The 17,253-nt window shown below is 41.7% G+C and carries 9 protein-coding genes; 3 read left to right on the top strand and 6 right to left on the bottom strand.

What is annotated here, in order from left to right; translation table 11 throughout:
* Position 1 precedes the first annotated feature (1 nt).
* Positions 2–1,861 (bottom strand): portal protein, encoded by a 1,860-nt coding sequence (locus tag NBH06_RS01300; protein ID WP_250792397.1) that lies wholly within the window; start codon positions 1,859–1,861, stop codon positions 2–4.
* Between the two features lie 317 nt (positions 1,862–2,178).
* On the opposite strand from NBH06_RS01300, the gene NBH06_RS01295 reads away from it, so the two are divergent.
* Entirely contained in the window at positions 2,179–2,781 is a 603-nt protein-coding gene (locus tag NBH06_RS01295; RefSeq protein WP_021892074.1) for a porin family protein, read from the top strand.
* A gap of 85 nt (positions 2,782–2,866) precedes the next feature.
* On the opposite strand, the gene NBH06_RS01290 is transcribed toward NBH06_RS01295, so the two are convergent.
* From NBH06_RS01290 to NBH06_RS01270, 5 genes are all read right to left on the bottom strand, one after another.
* Positions 2,867–3,520: a hypothetical protein gene (locus NBH06_RS01290; protein ID WP_250792396.1), complete on the bottom strand. Its 654-nt coding sequence runs from the start codon at positions 3,518–3,520 to the stop codon at positions 2,867–2,869.
* 16 nt (positions 3,521–3,536) lie between these two features.
* Positions 3,537–4,109: a hypothetical protein gene (locus tag NBH06_RS01285; RefSeq protein ID WP_250792395.1), complete on the bottom strand. Its 573-nt coding sequence runs from the start codon at positions 4,107–4,109 to the stop codon at positions 3,537–3,539.
* A gap of 185 nt (positions 4,110–4,294) precedes the next feature.
* Complete coding sequence (gene miaA, locus NBH06_RS01280; protein ID WP_250792394.1) at positions 4,295–5,215, bottom strand: tRNA (adenosine(37)-N6)-dimethylallyltransferase MiaA; 921 nt, start codon at positions 5,213–5,215, stop codon at positions 4,295–4,297.
* Positions 5,208–6,524, bottom strand: coding sequence for a hypothetical protein (locus NBH06_RS01275; protein ID WP_250792393.1), 1,317 nt, complete (start codon positions 6,522–6,524; stop codon positions 5,208–5,210). The genes miaA and NBH06_RS01275 overlap by 8 nt, the downstream gene beginning before the upstream one ends.
* 21 nt (positions 6,525–6,545) lie before the next feature.
* On the bottom strand, positions 6,546–8,723 hold the full coding sequence (locus NBH06_RS01270) for a S9 family peptidase (protein ID WP_250792392.1): 2,178 nt from the start codon (positions 8,721–8,723) through the stop codon (positions 6,546–6,548).
* Positions 8,724–9,095: 372 nt separating this feature from the next.
* On the opposite strand from NBH06_RS01270, the gene ruvA reads away from it, so the two are divergent.
* Complete coding sequence (ruvA, locus tag NBH06_RS01265; RefSeq protein WP_021892080.1) at positions 9,096–9,677, top strand: Holliday junction branch migration protein RuvA; 582 nt, start codon at positions 9,096–9,098, stop codon at positions 9,675–9,677.
* Between the two features lie 53 nt (positions 9,678–9,730).
* Positions 9,731–17,161 carry a T9SS outer membrane translocon Sov/SprA gene (gene sov / locus NBH06_RS01260; RefSeq protein WP_250792388.1) on the top strand — a complete coding sequence of 2,477 codons (7,431 nt, stop codon included), beginning with the start codon at positions 9,731–9,733 and terminating at the stop codon, positions 17,159–17,161.
* Positions 17,162–17,253 lie beyond the last annotated feature (92 nt).

Raw genomic sequence — 17,253 nt, 5'->3', positions numbered from 1 at the left:
TCTAAATTTGCGGTGCGGTGTTTTGTTGTGTCGATTCGGCTTGACTTTGATGGATAGCTTGCAGCAGTTTGTCGGCGAAAGGAAAGGCTCCGTTTTGCAGAAGCATTTCGAGCGATATTTTCCCGGAGCGAAACAGCTCCATAAGAAATTCGTTGGATGCCATTCTTAAAGCGGGTGTCGATAGTGTTTCGGCAATTGATAAATCGAATTCTGTATTACGAACTTCCTCTGGGGTATAGGTAGAGATTTCTTTTCCGTAATTGTTTCCTGCTAAGTTTAAATAACGGTTATCCGAGTAGAATTGCTGGATTGTTTTCATGATTTTTATATCCCGGTCTTCTCGGAATGTTTTGAACGACTCGAATAGATCAAGCAGATTGGTCGAAGAGTATTGTATTTGTTGGGCATATAGAGAGGCCGGAGTACCGGATTGGGCTGCTTTGCCCTGTATAGCACCGTGGACGCCGGATATGTCTTCGAACAAGCGCATTTGCAACGAAAGCATTTCATAAGCTCCCACTTGTGTGGCATTGACCGCTATTTGCTGGGGCATGGGAGAGCCCGGTCTGGGACGGAATAAAATGATACCGTTATATTTGGTCCACTCGTCGGCAATATCTTCGATTGTCATGCCATCGGGAATTTGATCTTCCGGGAATAGTAATACGCCTTTTGCGCTCGAACCCATGATAAAATCTATCATGGTAATCAGTCGGTTGATATACCTCTGCTGGTCGATTACATCTTCGACGAAGGCATGTACTTCACCGTCTATGAGGGGATATAGTTTAAACACGTAAGGGTGTTCTCCATGCCAGTAGGGAGTTTCTCCTTCGTCCAATAAGTCTCCCAGTGGGGAGAAGAAGCGATACCGCCATGTTTGCATTATACTCCATTCTGTTTCGATAAGCTGTGCAGTCTCTTCCGGTTGTCCCGATGTGCGAGCTTCGTGCACTCTTTTCCTATTTTCTTTGTTTATATCCTCGGCTCCTGTCACAGGTATGTGGTAATATTCACCGGAACGGAAATCGTGGCAGTTCAGTACTTCCCGACTTTCGAGTTTCCATATTTCTATGACTCGGCACATATCTTGATTGGCCGGCATAAAAAAATCGAGCCGGTCGATTGCTTTTGCCGTGAGGTTCTCGAAGTTGTGCCGTATCGTTTCATTGTCGGCCTCTGAGTAGATGTTACGTAATTGTATGGCACGAGCCCTTGACCCGAAAGAAAATCTCGATATTACTTCGGCGATAGACATGTCGTGTAGTTCGCCTATGAGAGTGCAATCCCAATGGCGGCTGTCCTCCATAGCGTTGAAGAATATTCGGTTCGGATTTATTTCATCTACCCAGACGTCGGTTTTTCCTCTACGGTGTCCATATCCTATTTTCTGGAAACAAATACCCGAAATCAAAAACTCTTCCAATGTGCGGCTATCGAGTTCTTGTAACCGATTATGCTGGTAGGCGTATTGGACGGCTGTGCTCATCAGTTCCCCCAAGCTCTGTTCCTGCCTGTCGCGAGCTATACATACAGGTTGGGTTTGGTTGTTTCTGAATTGCCCTAAAACGGCTTTGACCATTTGGCGGATCAGGTTGTTTTTCAGAGGAACTTTTCCTTGTTCCCGTATATACTGATCTTCGCTTACGACTCTGCCGTCGGGTAGTTTTATCAAGTCGTTCCATTGTTTTCCATAAGTATAGTCCCTGTTTCGTTTTCGCTTTTGCCTGAAATGTTCTATATTCTCCCATGCTTTTTGAGCCTGTAACAGTATCGGGTAGTGAGAGCGCTCTATTTCGTTTTCGGTTTTTAAAATATCGAGTTGTTTCATCGACGGATTTTTGTACGAATTATTTGCCATAGATTTTTGTTTTTAAGTTCGCTACAAAGAAAATAGTTGGTATTTTTATTTTTATGGCATGATTATATAAATATTCGTATTTTATATTATTATGTTGATGGCTTATGTAGTTGATAGATAATGTGTTGTGGGGTGTATCTTTGTGATGTGGAAGAAAAAGAATATAAATAGTTTTTATATATAGCTTTAATGGCTATATTCGCGCTTTATTAACATGCGATCAGTAAATATTTTGAAAAAAATTACTGAAGTTCTCCCCGCAGAAATTGTATTAAAATACCCCTTTGGAGAACTAGGTGTAACAAAACTAAAAAGAAATGAGAAAGATTTTATTGGTAGTCGCTACCGTGATGTGCATGGGTGGAGCTTTCGCTCAACTTTCTATGGGTCCGAAATTAGGTCTTAACGTCTCTTCTTTGACTGGAGATGGATCGAATTTCAGAGCAGGAATGAATGTGGGGATCTTTGCTAATTATCGTATTAATAAATTATTGGCGATTCAGCCCGAATTTTATTATTCGATGCAGGGGGCTGGTTTTGATGATATACCGGTTCTCACGAAAACTTTGGAATCGAACTATACTTCACACTATCTGAATATACCAGTTTTGTTGAAAATTTATCCGTGGGCAGGTTTGAATGTTCATTTTGGTCCTCAATTCGGCTTCTGTGTCGATGATGAATATAAAGCGAAGTTGGCGGGAAAAGAGATTTCGTCCAAAGATTTGGAACCATATGGATATGGCTATAAGGCTAAAACATTCGATTTTTCTCTTGCTTTGGGAGTTGGGTATGAGTTTGATTTTGGTATGACGATCGATGCCCGTTATAATTTCGGACTTTCTAATGTCTACGATGAGGAGGGTAGTCCTAATAATACAATGTTCATGCTTTCATTAGGCTATAAGTTCGATTTGTAAATAAGAAAGGGTTTTAAAATAGAATAGAAAAACAGAGGGATACATCGTTAACATGTATCCCTCTGTTTTTTAGGCTAATACTCTGCTAATCGAACAGAATTTTGGGGTTCATTTGGGACGGGCTACGCCACTGGATATCGTAGTCTTCGGCCAAAATAGCAGATAACGTCGGCCAATAGGCATGACAAAACCCCATGCCCTGAGGGTGTTCTTGTAATCTGGTATATGCTTTTGCTTCTGCTTCGTCGATAACCTCTTCCCAGCGGGCAGTCCATTCTACCGGGTCGTGTTTCAAATGTCCCTCGTCTTTAATTTTATCATATTCACCACGGTCGGCATACCATATATTTGTTCCTAATAGGCTAATTTCATGTTGAACGTCTTCGGTGATACCCAGTTCGTGACCAGTTTCTGCTTCGATACGATAAAGGGCTTCCCTTTCCAATTCGAGAATTTTTACAGATAGGCGAGGATGTGAAAATATAGTCCTTTTTATTCTGTCGCATGTTTTGTAAACGAGGTCATACATGCTCATTTCTCCCGTTTCGAGTAAAAGAGGCCCATATTGTAATACTTCACGTATGAGATTCGCATTTTGCCATGTGTTTTTGTTTCCCTTTATATTTTCTTCGGCCCAGAGACAGTTACAACGCAGTAGGTCGGCACGGGCTTCCATGTCGTTCGGGCTCTTCGCCAGTCGGCTAAGTAAGGTCTTGTGTTCTTTGGAGAAATCTATCATAATGTTTCATTTTTGGTTAACAGTAAGGTTCTGCAATATCGCTGGGACTGTAATAGTCGCGTAACCATTCGTGAGCCTCTGTACTACCCAGATTATCAGCAACGGCCATATATTCTGCGATAATTTCGAGCGACTCCGGTGATTGTTCGGCGATAGATTCGGCAATGAGTAAAGCAGAGTCTACATCGCCGTCTTGCATGAGATCCCAGTCGATTTTATCGACCGTGAATTGCCGAGAGCATTCGAAAAATTCGTCCCAGTGAGTGAGTCGTACTTGGGAGCAAATCAATTCGATGTAAAAATCTCCTTGACTGCCGGGGAGCACTTGTGGAACTTCGAAATGATATTTTGCTCCATCGGTCAATATTATCTTCGTGCCATTGTGTATAAAAGTTATGGAAGTATCGGTAGTTTCCAGAATTGTTACGGTTCCCCACGATGTTTCGAGATTCAGTCGTTCGATCAAATTCTCTCCGATCGCTAAACCATCTTTATCGAACGTATGGATTCCGGCGACTCTGTAATCATACGACCATGTTAACAACAGGCTATTCCAAAGAATTTCGACTTTTGCTTCCATACTACTCATGAGGCAAACTGTGTGATGAACATTCAATTTAAATAAGATGAAGTAAGGTTAATCCCTACACAGCCTCCCTTTTCGTGAAATTTCTTGCTTACAATATTCGTAAAATTTTTTGATATATGCAAGTAAAAATTTATTTTGTATTCTCGAAAAGAGCTCTTAATATTTATGGAACATATGGTATCGCATTATACCGACTGGGTTATCTTCTCATCTATCTTAGCTATTTTTTCATCGAGAGAGAGGGCTGCATCGAGCCAAAAAATGGAGAATCCCCGACGCTCCATACCCCGGAACCATGTCATTTGCCGTTTGGCGAATTGGTGAATCGCTATTTCGAGCAATGAAACCATTTGATCGTATGAGGTGCGCCCGATGAGGTACTCGGTAATATACTTGTATTCGAGCCCGTAGTAAATGAGAGATTCTGGATCGATGCCGCTGTCGAGCAAACCTTGAACTTCGGCTACCATGCCTTGTTCGAGACGATCGCGCAGACGTTGCGAAATTTTGGCGCGTCGGCTTTCCCTATCTATGTTCACTCCGATAATCAAAGCGTTTTTTACCGGATTAGGAATAAGTTTTTCGGGCTCTTGCCGAGAATAATATTCGGCTATTTCAATGGCGCGGATCGCTCGCTTACAAGTATCGGTGTCTGTTTGGTTGTGTAGAGTCTTGTAGTTTTTGAGTATCTCTTCCAATTCGGATAGTGATTTTTCAGCAAGTTTTTCGCGCAGGGCCTTGTTTTCGGGTACGGGGGGTAACGAGTACCCTTTGAGTACGGCTTCTATGTACAGACCTGTACCCCCGCAAAGAATGGGCGTTTTGCCCCGATTGATAATATCTGCGTAAGCGGTGTTGTAATCCCGGATATATTCAAATAGATTATATTTATATCCGGGTGGGCAAATATCGATTAGATGATAGGGAATAGCGTGTCCTTCATAGGTGTATTCGGATAAGTCTTTACCTGTACCGATATCCATTGAACGATATATCTGACGGGAATCCGCACTGATAATTTCGGTGTCGAGGTGGGCGGCCAGCGCCACCGCCAAAGATGTTTTACCGGAAGCGGTGGGACCCAATATGGTGATTAAATCAAGCATCGCAGCAATTTGATGAGGAACATTTTTTACCTAAAATTTTTCGAATCCATTTGTCTATACGGTATAAAAGGCGGTCATCGTTGTGACGGCTTACGTAAAGCCAAACCGGGTCATCGAATTCGATATCCAGCAAATTGATTCTACGTAATGTAAAGATAGGCTTATATCCTCTTATCGGATATCTCCTTTTTCCATTGCTGTAATAGGTACGGGCCGTATTGACAATCGTATAGAAACGGGCATAGATTTCTTTAAATAGAGGGTAAAGCCTGTTGCTATGGAATAATCTTGTTATTTCTTCTAAGGTGTACCAGCGGCCGTTATATCTGTTTAGTTTATTTTGATCCTCGTCCGAGATAAATAATACGTAATGTCCGACCCTTCGCCAAGAGTCTTCGGCGATAGCCGATGATATGTGGCGTAAATCGGGTTTTTCTATTTGAAGTTCTTCGCGTATGATTTGCCGGGCTTTTTGTTCCTCTTCTTCCTGCGTCGTACAATAGTCTGTATAACGATGTATAGGAATATCGAACCCTTTGCCGCTATTGAATTCTATTTCATCTCCTTTGTTTTCGATTAAGTAGATTTTTTCTTGACCTATGACCATAATACGAATTACCGTGAAAAAGTAATCCATATCGGGATTATTCGTTTTGTCGTTGATATAACGTTTACATTTTTTCTCGTGACTTTCGATAAGTTGTTGGATCAGCAGACGGCGAATAATTTCGAAGATAATGATAGCTATACTTAACCCCAGAGGAAAATAGAAGTAAAAATAATTCCCGGCACGGCTTTGCCTTTCCACGCCAAAAGCAAAGAGTATCCATGATAACATAGTTACTAATATAGAGCCTATTAGAATTAAGCGTACGATATAATGAGTTTCATAGCGGCTGAAATCTCCCAGTAAATGCCGTTCTCGAATCCCTCCTCGTTTCAAGATACACTGATAACAGAATGGGGGGTGTATATTCCGATGTTCGAACAGATATAATATGACAACCATGCAGGGAGCCCAAAAAAGTACGATAGGGATATTATAATACCCGAAAAGGAGCAAGAATGCTTTTGTTATTCCTCCAAATATCATAGACCACCCTGTTATCCACCCTATTATTCCACATCCTTTAAAAAAATGTATGTAAAGCCGGGAGAATATAGTCCATATAATACCGGCGATAATCGATGTCAGGACAATGACATTTTCTTTAAGCGATGGGGCTAATCCCCATACGAGAATAGCAGGCACCAATCCCAAAGAATAGATGGTAGACCAACTTATTTTGTTACTTTTTTTCTTTTCCATAGGGTTGGGATGCTATTCCTTTTATTTCAGTTTATCGAGGAAAAAGTTACATACTTTGGTATACAGATGATGACGGGTGTTGCAACCTCGTATATGGTGGTCTTTATTGGTATATATTTGAGTATCGAATTGTATTCCTGCTTCGATTAAAGCAGCGGAATATTGTAATGTGTTAAGATAATGAACATTATCGTCTGCTGTCCCCGATATAATCAACAAATCTCCTTTTAATTTTTCGGCATGAGTAATGGGGGCGGATTGTTCGTATCCCTCGTTGTTTTCATTCGGCGTACGCATAAAGCGCTCGGCGTAAATCGTATCGTAATAACGCCAGTCGGTTACCGGAGCGATAGCCACTCCGGCTTGATAAGTACCGTTGCTTGTGGACATGGCCATAAGAGTTTCGTACCCACCGTAACTCCAACCATATATACCTATGTGTTTGTCGTCTACATAGGGTAGGGTCCGCATGTATTCCGCTCCCGCTACTTGGTCTTCGGTTTCGAGTTTCCCTAATTGCATATATACAGAGGTTTCGTATGCCCGACTGCGTCCGCCGGTTCCTCTCCCATCGACGCAGGCGACGATAAACCCTTTGCTGACTAAGTAGTATTCCCAGTCTATTGTCCATTTATCCAGAACCGATTGGGAACCCGGTCCGCTGTATTGGGTCATGACTACCGGATAGCGTTTCGAGGGGTCGAAATTCGTGGGTTTCAAAATATAACCGTTCATTTGATCGCCTGCGTGATTGGGGCAGGTAAAAAATTCTTTGCGTGGCAAATCGGTTTGGGCGATTCGTGCTTTTAGCGTGGCATTGTCTTCCAGTGTGCGTATTACTTTCCCTTTGGCGTCGCATACGGTTACGAGCAAAGGTTCATTGCTGTTGCTGTATTTGTTGATAAAATAAGTACACGAGGGATTGAACGAAGCCTGATTTGTCCCGATTCGTTCCGATAATTTGGTTTCTATCCCTTTTTCATTTATTTTGTAAATGGCTTTGTAAAGGGGGCCTTCTTGATTCGATTCGTAAAAATAAGAGCGACTTTTTTCATCATAACCCAAAAATGCCGAAACGTTCCATTCGCCTTTGGTGATTTGTTTAGCTAATGTTCCATTATAATTGTATCGGAAAAGGTGTTGATAACCGCTACGACTGCTGGCAATCACGAAGAAATCGGGATAGAACGAGATATTGTCTAATATAGATTCTTCGATCCAAGCTTTGTCTGTTTCTCTCAATAGCAGTTTGCTGATTCCCGATTTAGGATTGACAGAGTATATATCCATTTCGTTTTGTGTGCGGTTTAGCGTGACAACCGCGAGTCTGTTCGGATCGGTCGTAAATTTGATTCGAGGTATGTAACTGTCTGATGATATAGGCAGTTTCATCGTTTTTAAGGCTCGTGTTTCGACGGTATAAGAGAGTACCGATACTTGTGAATTGGTCTCGCCTGCTACCGGATATTTGTAAGTGAATCTTCCCGGATATAGGGTGTATTCCGGGTATGTGGGACAGTAACCTTCGTAGAGAGAGAAAGAATATTCGGGAACATGGCTTTCATCAAATCTTACAAAAGCTAATGTAGCATCGTCCGGTGACCATTGCAGGGTAGAAGTAAGAGCGAATTCTTCTTCGTAAACCCAATCGGGAATCCCATTGATGATTTTGTTTCTCTCTCCGTCGCGGGTGACGGCTACTTCTGTACCGTAATCAAGTTTTTTGATAAAGATGTTGTTATCTCTTACAAAAGCGACCATTCGGCCGTTAGGAGAGTATACGGCAGCTTGTTGTTTCCCTCCGTCGGAAAGCGGTTTCAATAAGTTCCTGCGTATCTCGAACGTGTAATAAGTGGCTTTGAATGAGCGTCGGTAAATAGGTTCCGAGTCGGCATAAATTAATAGATGTTTTTCATCGGGGCTGAGAGAAAAACCGTCGAATTGTTCCAAATTGCATTCTCTGGCGGTTTTTACGTCAAAGAGGGTATCGACTTCGTGTCCCGTCCGGTATTCACATTTTACGATACGTGTATTCCCGTTTGTCGCTGTGAAATAATGAACGCCATCGGCTGATGGATAAACCTCTGCTATATCTTTGGACTGAAATTTCCCGGAAGTAATATCTTCCAATGTAATAGCTTTTACTTGAAACGTGAAAATAAAAATCAAAGAAAGGAAAATGAGAAATACTTTTTTCATTGTTGTATAGTGATAAATCTATTGTTACATAAGTGATGAACAGTTTCGACACTAAATTTTATTCATTAGATACAAATGTAATAAAGGTTGATAGCGGTTACAAATAAGTTGCTCGGTTTTAATGTCGAGACGTATATTTTATTAGGAATCAAAAGTAGGAAAAAATATGGATAAAAAATTATATATATAATATATTAACTATATCGAGCCGAAAATTCCGTTTGCCTCTGCGCTCGCCTTTCGCTATCTTTGTAAATACGAAGATAGGATGCGGCTCGGCATAGTCAAAACGGAAATGTGATTTCCGTTTGTCTCTGCACTCGCCTTTCGCTATCTTTGCAGTTTGAACAAAATGAATAAAAAGAGAACGATATGATAGAATATATTACGGGAGAGGTTACCGATTTAACTCCCGCCACGGCGGTTGTGGAGTGCATGGGAATAGGTTATTTGCTTAATATTTCGTTGAATACTTATTCTTGCCTTTCGAAAGGGCAAGCTACACGTCTGTATGTTTATGAAGCGATTCGGGAAGATGCCTATCAGCTTTATGGCTTTTATGACCGTCACGAACGTGAACTGTTCATATTGTTGATTTCTGTTTCGGGAGTAGGGCCCAATACGGCCCGCATGATATTGTCTTCATTGAATCCTTCTGAGTTGGAGCAGGCGATTGCGTCGGAGAATCTAAATTTATTGAAGTCGGTAAAAGGAATAGGCGCTAAAACTGCACAGCGTGTAATTGTTGACTTGAAAGATAAAATAAAACCTACCGACAATCCGTTAGTAATAAGTACGCCCGCAGCCTCGGAAATTTACGAGGAAGCTGTGGCTGCGTTGGTGATGCTTGGATTTTCACAGCCCCAATCGCAAAAAACAGTTCAAAAGTTATTGCGTGATACTCCTTCGATGAGAGTTGAAGAGGTAATTAAGCAGGCTCTGAAAATGCTCTGATACCGGCGCCGTCGCCTTTTGGGTAAAGGCGGGAATTTGTGTAGGAGTATCGAATGAGAAGACGGATAAGGATTGGAACAATAGTTGTGCTAGCAGTGAGCGGATTAGGAGCCTATTCCGCTTTTGCTGCTTTGCAGTCGGCCGATCCGCAAAGTTCATCGAGCAGTATATCGGCAACGCAAAGCAATAAAGAATCCGATTCCATACAAGTCCGTTATCCTGTCACTAAAACATCACCCGAATCGTACGATGAAATCGGGCAGTTAGCTCCGATGGATTTGAAAAATCCTTCTAATCTGAAAACAGAAGTAGAGTATGATGCCGAAACGAATTGTTATGTAATCCATACCCGAGTCGCCGGGGTTGATGTTTGCACTCCTTTCATGTTGTCGGCGGCCGAGTATAACGATTATACGTTGCGTAAATCCATGCAGCAGTATTATCGGGAACGAAATGCACAGAATTTTGCAGAGAACAGCAAATCGGAGTTTAATTTTTTGGATATGCAGTTCTCTCTCGGGCCATTGGAAAAAGTTTTTGGACCGGGTGGCGTACAATTGAAGACACAAGGTTCTATCGAGTTGAATATGGGATTGAAACATAACAAACTCGATAATCCCGCACTGCCGATGAGTTCCAGAAAGAAGACTTATTTCGACTTCGACGAGAAGATACAGGCTTCGGTAACGGCGAAAGTCGGTGACAAGATGTCGTTCAATATGAACTATAACACCGATGCGACTTTCGATTTCGACTCGAAAAATCTCAAATTACAATATCAGGGAAAAGAAGACGAGATTATTAAGAATATCGAAGCCGGTAATGTGAGTATGACCACGGGGTCGTCGTTGATACGTGGTAGTACGGCTTTATTCGGTGTAAAGACGACTATGCAGTTCGGTAAACTGACGGCTACCGCTCTTATTTCTCAACAACAGTCCGAATCGAAAACGGTCAATGCGAGTGGTGGGGCACAGACCACGCCTTTCGAAATCCGGGCAGACGCTTATGACGAAAACAGGCACTTTTTCTTAGCTCATTTTTTTAGGGACAATTACGATAAATTTGCTTCCAAACTACCTTATGTCTCATCGGGCGTGAGTATCAATCGAATAGAAGTTTGGATTACGAATAAACAAGGCAATTATGAAGAATCGAGGAATATTGTCGGTTTTATGGATTTGGCCGAAAATGTTCATATCGGTAACGACCATTGGATATCGGCTACCGCACAGCAGAATCCGATGAATAACTCCAACTCGTTGTATGCCGAGATTAAAAACGGTTATCCCGATGCTCGTAATATCAATTTGGTGACACAGGCTTTGGAACCTCTTTCTGTTTATGGTATCGAGGGGGGGCAGGATTATGTGAAAATAGAGAGTGCCCGGAAACTTGCTTCTTCTGAATATACCTTGAATTCCCAATTGGGTTATATCTCTCTGAAAAGTAAGCTGAATGCCGATGAGATGATTGCTGTCGCTTATGAATATACTTATAACGGACAGGTTTATCAGGTTGGGGAGTTTTCGGGAGATGTTACCGATACGGATCAATGTCTTTTTCTGAAAATGTTGAAGGGTTCTACCATATCGACCTCATTACCCATTTGGGATTTAATGATGAAAAATGTTTATTCGCTGGGGGCCTATCAGGTTCAGAAGGATAAATTCAGGTTGTATATTAAATATCAGAATGATTCTACGGGGGTAGCTGTAAATAATATACCGGAGGGGAATATATCCAATCGGACTTTGTTGCAAGTAATGAACCTCGACCGTTTGGATGCGAATGAGTCGGAATATTCCGATGGTATTTTTGACTACATAGAGGGGTATACGATTCAATCTTCGAACGGAAGAATTATATTTCCGGTCATAGAGCCGTTCGGTAGTCACTTGGCCGAAAAAATAGGAAATGCGGCGATAGCGGAAAAGTATGTTTATCAAGAGTTGTATGATTCGACATTGACTATCGCCCAGCAAGTATCGGAGAAGAATAAATTTATTATGACCGGAGAATATAAAGCATCTTCGGGCGCAGAGATAAGATTAAATGCGATGAATGTACCTCGGGGATCGGTGGTCGTTACTGCCGGAGGTATGACTTTGGTCGAAAATTCCGATTATATTGTGGATTATGCGATGGGTGTCGTGACGATATTGAACCAAAGTATAATCGAGGCGGGAACTCCGATTAGTGTATCGCTTGAAAATCAATCGATGTTCAATATGCAACGTAAGACAATGCTGGGACTCGATTTGAATTATGCGTTCTCCAAAGATTTTAATGTAGGAGCGACGATTATGCATTTGTCTGAAAAGTCCCTGACAGAAAAAGTAAATATGGGCGATGAGGTACTGAATAATACTTTGTGGGGAGTGAACTTGTCTTATAATACGAATTTTTTATGGTTGACCAATTTGTTGAATAAAATTCCGACTGTAAACGCAACAGCTCCTTCTACGTTGGCTCTCACGGCTGAATTTGCCCAATTGATACCGCATAAATCCAAAAACGGCAGCTCGCAGGGAACATCGTATATCGATGATTTCGAATCGACACAAACAGGGTTGGACTTGAAGTCTCCTTATTCGTGGACGTTGGCTTCCACTCCGTACGACCCTTCATCTGATGCTTTGTTTCCCGAAGCTCGCTATTCCAATGATATTCGTTATGGGCAAAATAGAGCATTGCTATCGTGGTATTATATCGATAGAATGTTTACTCAGAAAAACTCGACATTGATACCGGCTCACCTGAAAAATGATTTGGACCAATTGTCTAATCCTTATGTACGTGAAGTGAGTGTACGGGAAATATTTCCCAATAAGGAAATCAATTATGGAGAATCGACGACCTTACAGACATTGAACCTTTCATTTTATCCACAGGAACGGGGGCCGTACAATCTCGATGCCGATAATATCGACTCACAAGGACTTTTGTTGAATCCGGAGAACCGTTGGGGCGGGATTATGCGAAAAATGGATTATACCGATTTCGAATCATCGAATATCGAATATATACAGTTCTGGCTCATGGATCCGTTTTTAGATGAGAATCAGACTAATCATAACGGGGGAGAATTGTATTTTAATTTGGGAGAAGTGTCGGAAGATATTCTTAAAGACGGTATGAAGTCTTTCGAGAACGGTTTGCCTGTCGACGGTGATACAACACAGATAGCGACTACGGTGTGGGGAAAGGTATCCAAACGTCAGTCGTTGACTTATGCATTCGATAATACCAGTGGTGCACGGGCTTTGCAAGACGTAGGTTTAGACGGTCTGTCGAATGACGAGGAATATGGGTTCTCATCTTATAGAGATTATTTGAACAAGCTCGAAACTAAACTATCTCCGGCGGTAGTAGAGGCTATGCGACAAGATCAGTTTTCTCCGTTTAACGATCCGGCCGGGGATAATTACCATTTTTATCGTGGACACGATTATGACGATGCACAAACTTCTATATTGGATCGATATAAACGATATAACGGAACAGAAAACAATTCTCGGTCTCCCGAGGAAATGAATGATTCGTATTATCAGTCTTCCAAAAGCGTTCCTGATGTGGAGGATATCAATCAGGATAATACGTTGAACGAATATGAAAGGTATTATCAGTACCGCATATCGTTATGCCCCGATAGCTTGGAGGTGGGAAAAAACTGTATTACCGATAAACGGGAGACAACCGTCCGGCTCCGCAATGGTGAAGAAGGAAAAGCTGTGTGGTATCAATTCAAAATCCCTTTGTCTCGTCCTCAAAAGAAAGTGGGATCTATTCAGGATTTTAAGACGATACGTTTTATCCGCATGTTTATGACTGGTTTTGAGTGTGAGACACATTTGCGTTTTGCCACGTTGGAATTGGTTCGGGGTGAATGGCGGACGTATAACTATGCTTTGAATTTGAAAGGAGATGCTCCGGCTCAGGGTAAGATGGATATATCGGTGGTAAATATTGAGGAGAATGCAGGACAGGTTCCTGTTAATTATGTTTTACCTCCGGGGGTAACCCGTATCATAGACCCGGGGCAATCGCAAATAACTCAGCTTAATGAACAAGCCATGTCTTTGAAAGTAACCGATTTGCAGTCGGGAGATGCTCGTGCGGTTTATAAGAACAGTGGTATGGATATGCGTACGTACAAGCGGTTACAGATGTTTGTACATGCAGAGAAGCTGATTGACGATAAAACTAATTTACGAGATGGCGATGTGTCTGTATTTTTACGATTAGGATCCGATAGCAAATCGAATTATTATGAGTATGAGGTTCCGTTGTCATTGACGGAGCCGGGTAATTATAGCACATATAATGCACAAGATCAGGAAGCGGTTTGGCCACAATCCAATATGTTTGATTTCCCTCTTTCTTTGTTTACCGATTTGAAGCTGGAACGGAATGCAAAGAAGCGTATGGATAATTCGACGGTGACGTTTCAAACTCGTTATTCTAGTTATGATCCCGATAAAAATCAAAATAAGGTGACTATCGTGGGGAATCCTTCTTTGAGCGATGTTCGTACGATGATGATCGGTGTGAGAAATAATTCGAATGCAGCTAAGGATATAGTCGTTTGGGTGAATGAAATGCGTTTGACCGATTTTGACCAATCGGGTGGTTGGGCTGCCAAAGCAAATGTAAATCTCGGTTTGTCGGATATTGCTACGCTGAATATCGCGGGGCATGTAGAAACTGTCGGTTTTGGGGGGATAGACCAAAGCCTTACGGAACGTCGATTAGACGATTACTATCAGTATAATATAGCTACGATGGTCGAGTTAGGGCGTTTTTTGCCTGAAAAAGTCAAATTGAAAGCCCCGTTATTTTATTCGATTACCGAACAACGTACTTCTCCTAAATACAATCCGCTCGATCAAGATATCTTGTTGAAAGATGCTTTGGACAATGCGGGTAGTAAAGCCGAGCGTGACTCTATAAGTGATGCTTCGATAGAGAAATCGACTGTCGAAAGTTTCAGTTTGTCGGGAGTTTCTTTCGATATTAGGAGTAAGAATCCTATGCCCTATGATCCGGCTAATTTTTCTATCAGCTATTCTTATAATCGACAATCGAAACAAGACCCTACTACCGAATTTGAGAATACATACGATTATCGGGGTAGTTTCACTTATTCCTATACTCCTTTTGTTAAACCTTTTGTCCCGTTGAAGGGATTAAAGAGTAAATCTAAGCATTTGAAATTTTTGAAGGAATGGGAATTTAATTATTTGCCTAATAATATTGCGTTTAATACCAATATGTCGCGATATTATTATGAACAGCAGATTCGCGATGTGAGTGGATCGGGAGGAATGGCATTGCCGACGAGTGTAAGTAAAAGTTTTTTATGGGATCGGCAGTTCTCGTTGACATGGAATCTCACCAAGTCGATAAACCTTTCGTTGCAAACGATGACGAACGCTCATATCGAGGAGCCGGTCGGTGTGGTGAATAAACAGCTTTTCCCAGATGAATACGAAGCATGGAAAGATACCGTGTTGACCAGCATCAAGAATTTGGGAACACCGTGGAATTATAATCAAACTTTCAATGCATCGTATACGGCTCCGTTCAGCAAGATACCTGTTCTTGATTATTTGTCGTTTAATGCCAAGTATAACGCTACATACACTTGGGATAGGGGAGCCCAGATTTCAGAGGAAATAGATTTAGGTAACTCGGTGAATAATCAAGGGCAGTTGAGCTTTGACGGGCGTTTCAATTTTGAACAATTATACAATAAGTCGAAATATTTGCAGAAGATAAACAAACGTTTTTCTTCCAATAATAGAGCTGCGGCAGCGAAGAAAAATAGAAAATTCGAACGTACCATTTTGCTTCGGGAAGATACTACGGTTACTTTAAGGCATAATCTCAACAATAAGAAGGTAAAAGTTGTGGCGAGGGACGATGCCGGAAAGAAAGTGGCTCTGAGGACGAAAGTTCTCGATGCCAATAATGTAGTGATTCTCGATAAAGGGACCCAACGCTTGAATGTGATAATTACTCCTTCGAATAAGAATGAACGTAATTTCTGGAAAGAAGCAGCCGAATATTCTTTACGGGGATTGATGATGGTAAGAAATGCGAGCGTGCGTTATCGTAAGACCAATACTACTTCGTTACCTCTGTTTTCCCCGAATGTAGGCGATGTATTCGGGCAATCGACTTCGTATGGTCCTATGGCTCCCGGCCTCGATTTCGCTTTTGGTTTTACTGATGAGAGCTATGTATATCGGGCAAAAGAACGTGGTTGGCTTTTATGTGATTCCACGCAGATAAGTCCGGCGGTTATCGGTCGTACCGAAGAGTTTAATTTCGAAATAGCGCTTGAACCTATCCGGGGCTTGAAAATAAACTTGACAGGAAATAGAACAGACACGCGTAGTTCTCAAATGCAATTTATGTTTGACGATATGCCGACTGTACGAGGCGGAAGCTATACCAAGACACATATTGCATTGAAGACTGCATTTAGGAGTAGTTCTGCAAAAGACGGATATTCGTCGCAAGCATTCGATGATTTTTTGAAAAATCGGGAAATAATAGCGGCTCGGTTAGAAGCGCATTACGGATCGTTGGGCAATTATCCGAATAAAGGTTTTATTGCCTCTACCGGCTTTGGAGATAAGCCCTATGATTCGGCTAACGGCGGTGTGAATCGTAGTTCTGCCGATGTAATGATACCTGCATTTATTGCTGCATATTCTGGCCGTGATGCCCGTAAAATCGATTTGTCTCCGTTCCCGGGATTGTCGGCTATATTGCCGAACTGGCGAATTACTTACGATGGTTTCATGCAAATACCGTTTATAAAGAAACACTTTAAAGCGTTTACTCTATCGCATGCTTACCAGTGTACCTATGCTGTGGGATCATTTACTTCGTTCCTTAATTGGGTGGAATCAGACGGGGATTTCGGTTTCGTTCGCGATGAACTTACGGGCAATCCCATACCCTCTTCTCCATTCGATATATCATCGGTAATGATAACCGAGAGGTTCGCTCCCCTTATCGGGTTAAAGGTGACACTGAAAAATAATGTTACAGGCAATATAGAGTATAAAGATTCCCGCACGTTGACATTGAATTCGGCAGCCGGACAAATCGTAGAGGCGTCGACAACCGATTTTACAATCGGGGCCGGGTATAAGATCGCTAATTTTAATACGATTTTGAAATTGAAAGGGTCTCAAACAGGTGTTAGCAACGATTTGACGATCAATGCCGATTTTTCATTCCGCAAGAATCAGGCTCTTATTCGTCGTATCGAACAGAATTTTACTCAGGCAACCAGTGGAACTCGTACTACGATGTTGAAAGTGACGGCCAATTATGTATTGAGTAAACGTATTACGGTAGGGGCTTATTTCGACCATCAGATTAATACACCGTTAGTATCCTCTTCATCATATCCTATTACGAACAGCAATTATGGAATCTCGGTGAGATTATCGTTATTGAAATAAAAGGAATTTATATTTTAAGTTAAACAGGTCGTTTGTTTAAACTGTTTCTTCAATTATTCGTTTTTCTTAATTAAAGGAGGGATAGAGAAATT

This window comes from Barnesiella sp. B2-R-119, assembly GCF_023656675.1.
Taxonomy (GTDB): domain Bacteria; phylum Bacteroidota; class Bacteroidia; order Bacteroidales; family Barnesiellaceae; genus Barnesiella; species Barnesiella intestinihominis.
This window is presented reverse-complemented; position numbering and strand designations above follow the sequence as displayed.

Bases quoted from the DNA above. Each gene is read 5' to 3' on its own strand.
- NBH06_RS01300 (WP_250792397.1), bottom strand. From the start codon at position 1,861: ATGGCAAATAATTCGTACAAAAATCCGTCGATGAAACAACTCGATATT.
- NBH06_RS01295 (WP_021892074.1), top strand. From the start codon at position 2,179: ATGAGAAAGATTTTATTGGTAGTCGCTACCGTGATGTGCATGGGTGGA.
- NBH06_RS01290 (WP_250792396.1), bottom strand. From the start codon at position 3,520: ATGATAGATTTCTCCAAAGAACACAAGACCTTACTTAGCCGACTGGCG.
- NBH06_RS01285 (WP_250792395.1), bottom strand. From the start codon at position 4,109: ATGAGTAGTATGGAAGCAAAAGTCGAAATTCTTTGGAATAGCCTGTTG.
- miaA (WP_250792394.1), bottom strand. From the start codon at position 5,215: ATGCTTGATTTAATCACCATATTGGGTCCCACCGCTTCCGGTAAAACA.
- NBH06_RS01275 (WP_250792393.1), bottom strand. From the start codon at position 6,524: ATGGAAAAGAAAAAAAGTAACAAAATAAGTTGGTCTACCATCTATTCT.
- NBH06_RS01270 (WP_250792392.1), bottom strand. From the start codon at position 8,723: ATGAAAAAAGTATTTCTCATTTTCCTTTCTTTGATTTTTATTTTCACG.
- ruvA (WP_021892080.1), top strand. From the start codon at position 9,096: ATGATAGAATATATTACGGGAGAGGTTACCGATTTAACTCCCGCCACG.
- sov (WP_250792388.1), top strand. From the start codon at position 9,731: ATGAGAAGACGGATAAGGATTGGAACAATAGTTGTGCTAGCAGTGAGC.